This window comes from Bacillus sp. C30, from assembly GCF_040838255.1.
Lineage (GTDB): Bacteria > Bacillota > Bacilli > Bacillales > Bacillaceae_G > Bacillus_A > Bacillus_A mycoides.
In genome coordinates this window covers 1-5,391 of sequence record NZ_JBFPJH010000229.1, presented here as the reverse complement: position 1 = coordinate 5,391, position 5,391 = coordinate 1, and the positions used below count along the sequence as shown (strand labels likewise).

Annotated in this window: 6 protein-coding genes and 1 riboswitch; of the genes, 2 read left to right on the top strand and 4 right to left on the bottom strand. The window is 35.4% G+C overall.

Annotated elements, in window-relative coordinates:
* Positions 1-9 precede the first annotated feature (9 nt).
* Positions 10-258 carry a ferredoxin gene (locus tag AB3X49_RS17080; protein ID WP_001151994.1) on the top strand — a complete coding sequence of 83 codons (249 nt, stop codon included), beginning with the start codon at positions 10-12 and terminating at the stop codon, positions 256-258.
* 117 nt (positions 259-375) lie between these two features.
* On the opposite strand, the gene AB3X49_RS17075 is transcribed toward AB3X49_RS17080, so the two are convergent.
* Positions 376-954, bottom strand: a complete 579-nt coding sequence (locus AB3X49_RS17075; protein ID WP_367963566.1) for an ECF transporter S component — start codon at positions 952-954, stop codon at positions 376-378.
* A 163-nt stretch (positions 955-1,117) separates the two neighbouring features.
* A riboswitch (FMN riboswitch) is annotated at positions 1,118-1,257 on the bottom strand.
* A 402-nt stretch (positions 1,258-1,659) separates the two neighbouring features.
* Between AB3X49_RS17075 and AB3X49_RS17070 the strand changes: the two genes are divergently transcribed.
* The gene (locus AB3X49_RS17070; RefSeq protein ID WP_367963564.1) at positions 1,660-2,346 is read left to right on the top strand and encodes a hypothetical protein; all 687 of its coding nucleotides are present in this window, start codon (positions 1,660-1,662) and stop codon (positions 2,344-2,346) included.
* Between the two features lie 204 nt (positions 2,347-2,550).
* On the opposite strand, the gene AB3X49_RS17065 is transcribed toward AB3X49_RS17070, so the two are convergent.
* The 3 genes from AB3X49_RS17065 to AB3X49_RS17055 form a co-directional block, all read right to left on the bottom strand.
* Entirely contained in the window at positions 2,551-3,162 is a 612-nt protein-coding gene (locus AB3X49_RS17065; RefSeq protein WP_367963562.1) for a peptidoglycan DD-metalloendopeptidase family protein, read from the bottom strand.
* 85 nt (positions 3,163-3,247) lie between these two features.
* Positions 3,248-3,829 carry a cob(I)yrinic acid a,c-diamide adenosyltransferase gene (locus tag AB3X49_RS17060; protein WP_367963560.1) on the bottom strand — a complete coding sequence of 194 codons (582 nt, stop codon included), beginning with the start codon at positions 3,827-3,829 and terminating at the stop codon, positions 3,248-3,250.
* A 142-nt stretch (positions 3,830-3,971) separates the two neighbouring features.
* Positions 3,972-5,391: ATP-binding protein (locus AB3X49_RS17055; RefSeq protein ID WP_367963558.1), on the bottom strand; the 1,420-nt coding region annotated here is incomplete at its 5' end.

The window sequence follows — 5,391 nt, the reverse complement described above, 5'->3', positions numbered from 1 at the left end:
GGAAAAAATATGGCAAAATATACAATCGTTGACAAAGATACTTGTATTGCATGCGGTGCTTGTGGTGCTGCTGCACCAGACATTTATGACTATGATGATGAAGGCATTGCATTTGTAACATTAGACGATAACCAAGGTATCGTTGAAATTCCAGATGTATTAATTGAAGATATGATGGATGCATTCGAAGGTTGTCCAACTGACTCAATTAAAGTTGCTGACGAATCATTTGATGGCGACTCTTTAAAATTCGAATAGTCTTTTATTAACTTCAAAAAATCCCCCTCATACTTATGAGGGGGATTTTTTGCACTCTTTTTCATTCTCACTAACAAAAAAAACATTAGCAGTTACGCTGCCAATGGTTTAATATTTTTAAGCATTTTTCATTTTTGCAAATACCCATACTTTCAAGCGTGAAAATAATGCTACAAATACAATTGTTACAACAATTCCTTTAATTACATTAAACGGTAATATCGCCGTTACAATAGTTTGTCGCATAATATCACTAGACATAGCTGGTGAATTTAAAAACCAAGTGTACGCTGGTAAAATAATAAAGTAGTTTAACACACTCATAATAACTGTCATAGTAATTGTACCTAGCATTAATCCTGTCGTTAAACTTTTTACTGTGCGATACTTTCGGAATAAGAATGCTGCTGGACCAATAAATAAACATCCCGCTATAAAGTTTGCTACTTCTCCTACTGGTACTCCCGTTAAACTTCCTTGAATTCCGTAATGCAAAATATTTTTTATCGCTTCTACAATTACACCTGCAATTGGACTAAAAATTATCGCCGCAATTAAAGCTGGCACATCACTAAAATCAATTTTTAAAAATGGCGGAAGCCCTGGGAATGGAAAATCCAACATCATTAGTAAATACGCAATACTACTTAGCATCGCTACACTCACCATCTGCACTACACTTTTTTTTTGTTTCATCTTTCTCTCTCCTTTTCCATCGATCTTCTCATGGAAAGTGGAAAGGTTCTGCTATGCCTATTTTTTCATAGAACGAAAAAACCCTTTGTGATTTACACAAAGGGAGAATTTTAAGGCACATCAAACAGACGTTCAAATACTTATCTTTTTTGAACGCTTGAACCTCCATCTTCTCCCATCCAGACTGTACTGTCGGCTTTGGAATCACACCAAATCCTGCCTTAACGGCTCGCGGGCTTAGAACGAAATTATTAAATGTTCATCACCGCCGGTCGGGATTTTCACCCTGCCCCGAAGATAGACCGATATTCTATTTTCCACTTTATTATACAACAACATGATCGTATTGTGAACAAAAAAAGTGTAACTTACTAAAAATAAGTTATTGATTTTATATAATTAAAGAAACGATCACTATATTTTACAATACAACCCATATTTTTCATCCCGCTATTTGCGGGCAGTAAGACTCCCACCTCGAAATTCGGCGAATGCGAGGAAGTTAGGCGGGAGTCGGGCTGCCTGTAAAAGCCCTATTGGTGAAGGCTAATAATCAGTGGGGGATGGAAAAAACCCCCACTGATTAAAGTTTCACTTTATAATTCGGTATTTCTCTTATGAATCCCCCTAGTCATATGTCGTCAAAAGTGATAAGATGTTGAATTGTTAAGATAAGAACATTTTCTGAGTTATGGAGGAAATGTCATGAAGAAAGATAAAAGACACTCTATTCGAGAAGCAATGAAAAAGAACTTAAGAAAAGAATACTTTTATTTGAAAAAAGAATTACTTTTCTACTGTCCAATTGATCTAGGCACATTCTCAAGAGAGACATACTACGCTTCTTTTGACCAAGATGGCATAAGTATTTATCAGTATGATAAAAAAACAGAAAGTAAATTAAAATTGTGTGAGCGTCATCCATGGAAGAGTTGGAATAAGGTAAAAGTTGATCACTATTTAACAACTTCTCAATTTATTTTCCAAGGTGAGCGAAACTGGATTTTATCCCTTTTCCAAAAAGGAAAAGAAGCTCAAAAAATAATTGAAGAACATACATCTTTACAAACGGAAGTTGTTTCCCGTCCGTTTTCCAAGAAACTTCCTGGTTTCCGTTCTGATACACCATTGAATAAATACATCGGTTGCATTTGTTACACTGCACTTATTGCATTTTTATTAAAATGGATGATTCCATTTCAAGCACCACAAATCGCCCTGTATTCTCTTTCAATTGGCTTTATGCTTCTTGGTTTACTTTGTCTTACAATTGGTCTAATCGAACCAACTATCGTACTATTTCGGACAAAAGAAAAAACAAGAACAAAAGTCTTTTACTTATATAGCTACTTAGCTATTACTGGATTTATATGTGTCTTTATTTTTTGGTAAAAGAAGCCGTCCCAAAAAATCTTTTGGGACGGTTTTTCGTTAGGAATAGGTTGCTCTTATTGTCGTATTTTATTGTTAGTCGATATTTCTTGTCGAAATGTCGATATAATAAGAGCTATGTTCGATATAATTTCATTTACTATCGCAATCTTAAATAAGAAGAAAATAAATTTATTCAAAAGTTATGCTTTTGGGACGTTGCCTTTACTTGACGTATAGTTGTTGGTTCGGATAGATTTGCTCTTGTCGCAATCCATTCCTCACTTTAATTTCCTCAACTGTCATACTAAATTTCCGGGCAATACCAACTAAAGTATCACCTTTTTGTACAATATATAGTGATGACACAACTTGATTTTTTTGTTCATTTAAAACAAGCAACGGATTCATCGCATTCCTTTTCTCCATCGTCCATCTCCCTTGATGTACTTCTAAATGTAAATGCGCTCCTCGCGATTCTCCTGTATTCCCTACCTCTCCAATTGGCTCTCCTTTTGAAATGTTATCACCTTGAACTACATATCTCTTATTTAAATGCGCATAAACAGCCTCATATTCTCCATGTTTAATAAACACAACATTTCCATAACTACTTGAAAAATAAGACTTTGTCACCTTACCATTTTGAATAGCTGCCACAGGCGTTCCAATAGGCGCAGCTATATCAATACCATAGTGTTTCCCATGTCTTGTCCCAAAATAATCACTTATCTGCCCATCAACAGGCCATATCCACTGATTCCCTTCAGCGTAAACATGTAATTGAGATAAAAATAATACACTCAATATCACCACGCCACATTTTAACGCTTTCATATACATCCTCCGTTTTCTAATAACCGTCATACCTTCTCTATTGTGGGATATTACAGAAAAAAGTATACAAAAAAAAGAAAGTGTATTACTCCACTTCCTTCTCTTCTTTATTACGAAAAACAAGTGCACTGCGGTTATATTCCACATCTTTCACTTGTAAACGTGCATTTATTACTCTAGCAAGCGCAAATAAATAATCAGATAACCTATTTACATACTTTAGAACAATTTCATTGGTTTCTCCTTCTTTTTGCAATGACACTATACAACGTTCTGCTCTTCTTATAACTGTACGTGCAATGTGTAGTGCAGCCGATATCTCGCTACCGCCTGGTAAAATAAAACGCTCTAAAGGCGGCGCTTCTTCTGTATACGAATCAATTCGTCTCTCTAAATACTCGACCATCTCTATCGTTACTTTATAAGGGATTTTCTTCTCTAATATTGCTAAATCCCCTCCACAATCAAATAGTTCATGTTGAATATTTTCAAGTTCGTTATAAATGTTACGAAAACATTCCTCTTGTAATTTAGACATGGCATATCCGATATGAGAATTCGCCTCATCAATTGTTCCATAAGCTTCTACACGTATATGATCTTTATCCACTCGGCCACCTATGACACTCGTTTCCCCTTTATCACCTGTTTTTGTATAAAGTTTCATTTCATTATGACACCTCTCTTTTTATTTTCATTCTGATTATTAAAGAAAAAAACTCTACCATTCTCTATTTAATTGCACTTACAAAAAAATAAAAAAACAGTAAAGCTTTTATTCATGATCAACTTTCAAAAAACATATATATCTAAATTATACGATTTGGTAAATATACAGAGAATGCAGTTCCTTCCCCAACGACACTTGATACAAAAATCTTCCCGTCATGACCTTGAACAATATTTTTAGCAATCGCAAGCCCGAGTCCTGTTCCAATTTTTTTCCCGCGAGTTCTCGCTTTATCAGCTTTATAGAATCGATCGAACAAGAACGGAATATCTTCTTCTGGAATACCAGCACCTGAATCTTGCACTTCGAAAGTAAGGCCACTATTTTTCGTATTAATTACAAGTGTAACATGTCCACCTGCATTTGTATGACGGATTGCATTATCAATTAAATTCGTCAGTACCTGTTCCATACGGTCTGCATCAAACGGATATTGTGCAATTGGACTTTGGAAATCCACTGTTAATTGGACTTCTTTATCCTTTGCAATCCCCTGGAATTTACGGCCAATTTTTTCGACAAATGGATGAATATCTACTTCCCCTATATGTAACTCTACATGTCCACTTTCCATACGGGCTAAATCTAATAACTCATTTACAAGTTTACCTAAACGAACAGATTCATCATAAATAATTTGAACAAACTCATTAATTTCTTCTTTCGTTTGCACAATATCATCTAAAATTGCTTCACTATATCCTTGAAGCATTACCATCGGTGTACGAAGTTCATGTGATACATTCGCAATAAAGTCTTGACGCATTTTCTCAAGACGACGCTCCTCCGTCATATCTCGCAATACTGCTACAGCTCCACGAATTTTTGTTTGATTGTAAAGCGGTGTCATAAGAACTACGTAGTTACCTTTTTGCAAATTAATTTCAACAACTTGTTGTTGCTCACTTTCTACAACGAGATAGAATAGTTCAACAAGTTCAGAAGGCAGTTTTTTAATTAACTCTACTTCTTTTTCTTCTTGCCAAACTTGTAAGAAGTTTTCTGCCGGTGGGTTGATAACAACGACTTCACCTTCTTGATTTAACGTAACAACACCATCTGCCATACTACTCAAAATGCTAGCTAACTGCTCTTTTTCTTGCTGCAGGGCATTCATATTAAACTTCAACTGTTTCCCCATTTGATTTAAAGCAGTTGCAAGCTCACCAATTTCGTCCTGCGACACCATAGGGGCTTTCGTATCAAATTTCCCGCGCGCTACCTCAAATGCAACCTCGCGCATTTTACGAAGCGGTGCCGTAATTCGAGTAGATAAGAAAAATGCAAAGAAAGTTGTTAAAATAATCGCAATCCCGGCTGATAAGAAAATAAAATCAGTCGTTCTCTCCATACCTTGTATTGGAACTTGCAATGATTCATATACAAACACTGCACTTTGATTTTTTGACTGTACTGGTTTCCCGACGATCATAATATCATTTTCAGTATTTTTATTCTTCCTACTATTAGAAGCTTTTCTAATATTATTCTTAATATCC

What these genes read in the sequence shown, in the direction of transcription:
- AB3X49_RS17080 (WP_001151994.1), top strand. Translation starts at nt 10, where the DNA reads ATGGCAAAATATACAATCGTTGACAAAGATACTTGTATTGCATGCGGT.
- AB3X49_RS17075 (WP_367963566.1), bottom strand. Translation starts at nt 954, where the DNA reads ATGAAACAAAAAAAAAGTGTAGTGCAGATGGTGAGTGTAGCGATGCTA.
- AB3X49_RS17070 (WP_367963564.1), top strand. Translation starts at nt 1,660, where the DNA reads ATGAAGAAAGATAAAAGACACTCTATTCGAGAAGCAATGAAAAAGAAC.
- AB3X49_RS17065 (WP_367963562.1), bottom strand. Translation starts at nt 3,162, where the DNA reads ATGAAAGCGTTAAAATGTGGCGTGGTGATATTGAGTGTATTATTTTTA.
- AB3X49_RS17060 (WP_367963560.1), bottom strand. Translation starts at nt 3,829, where the DNA reads ATGAAACTTTATACAAAAACAGGTGATAAAGGGGAAACGAGTGTCATA.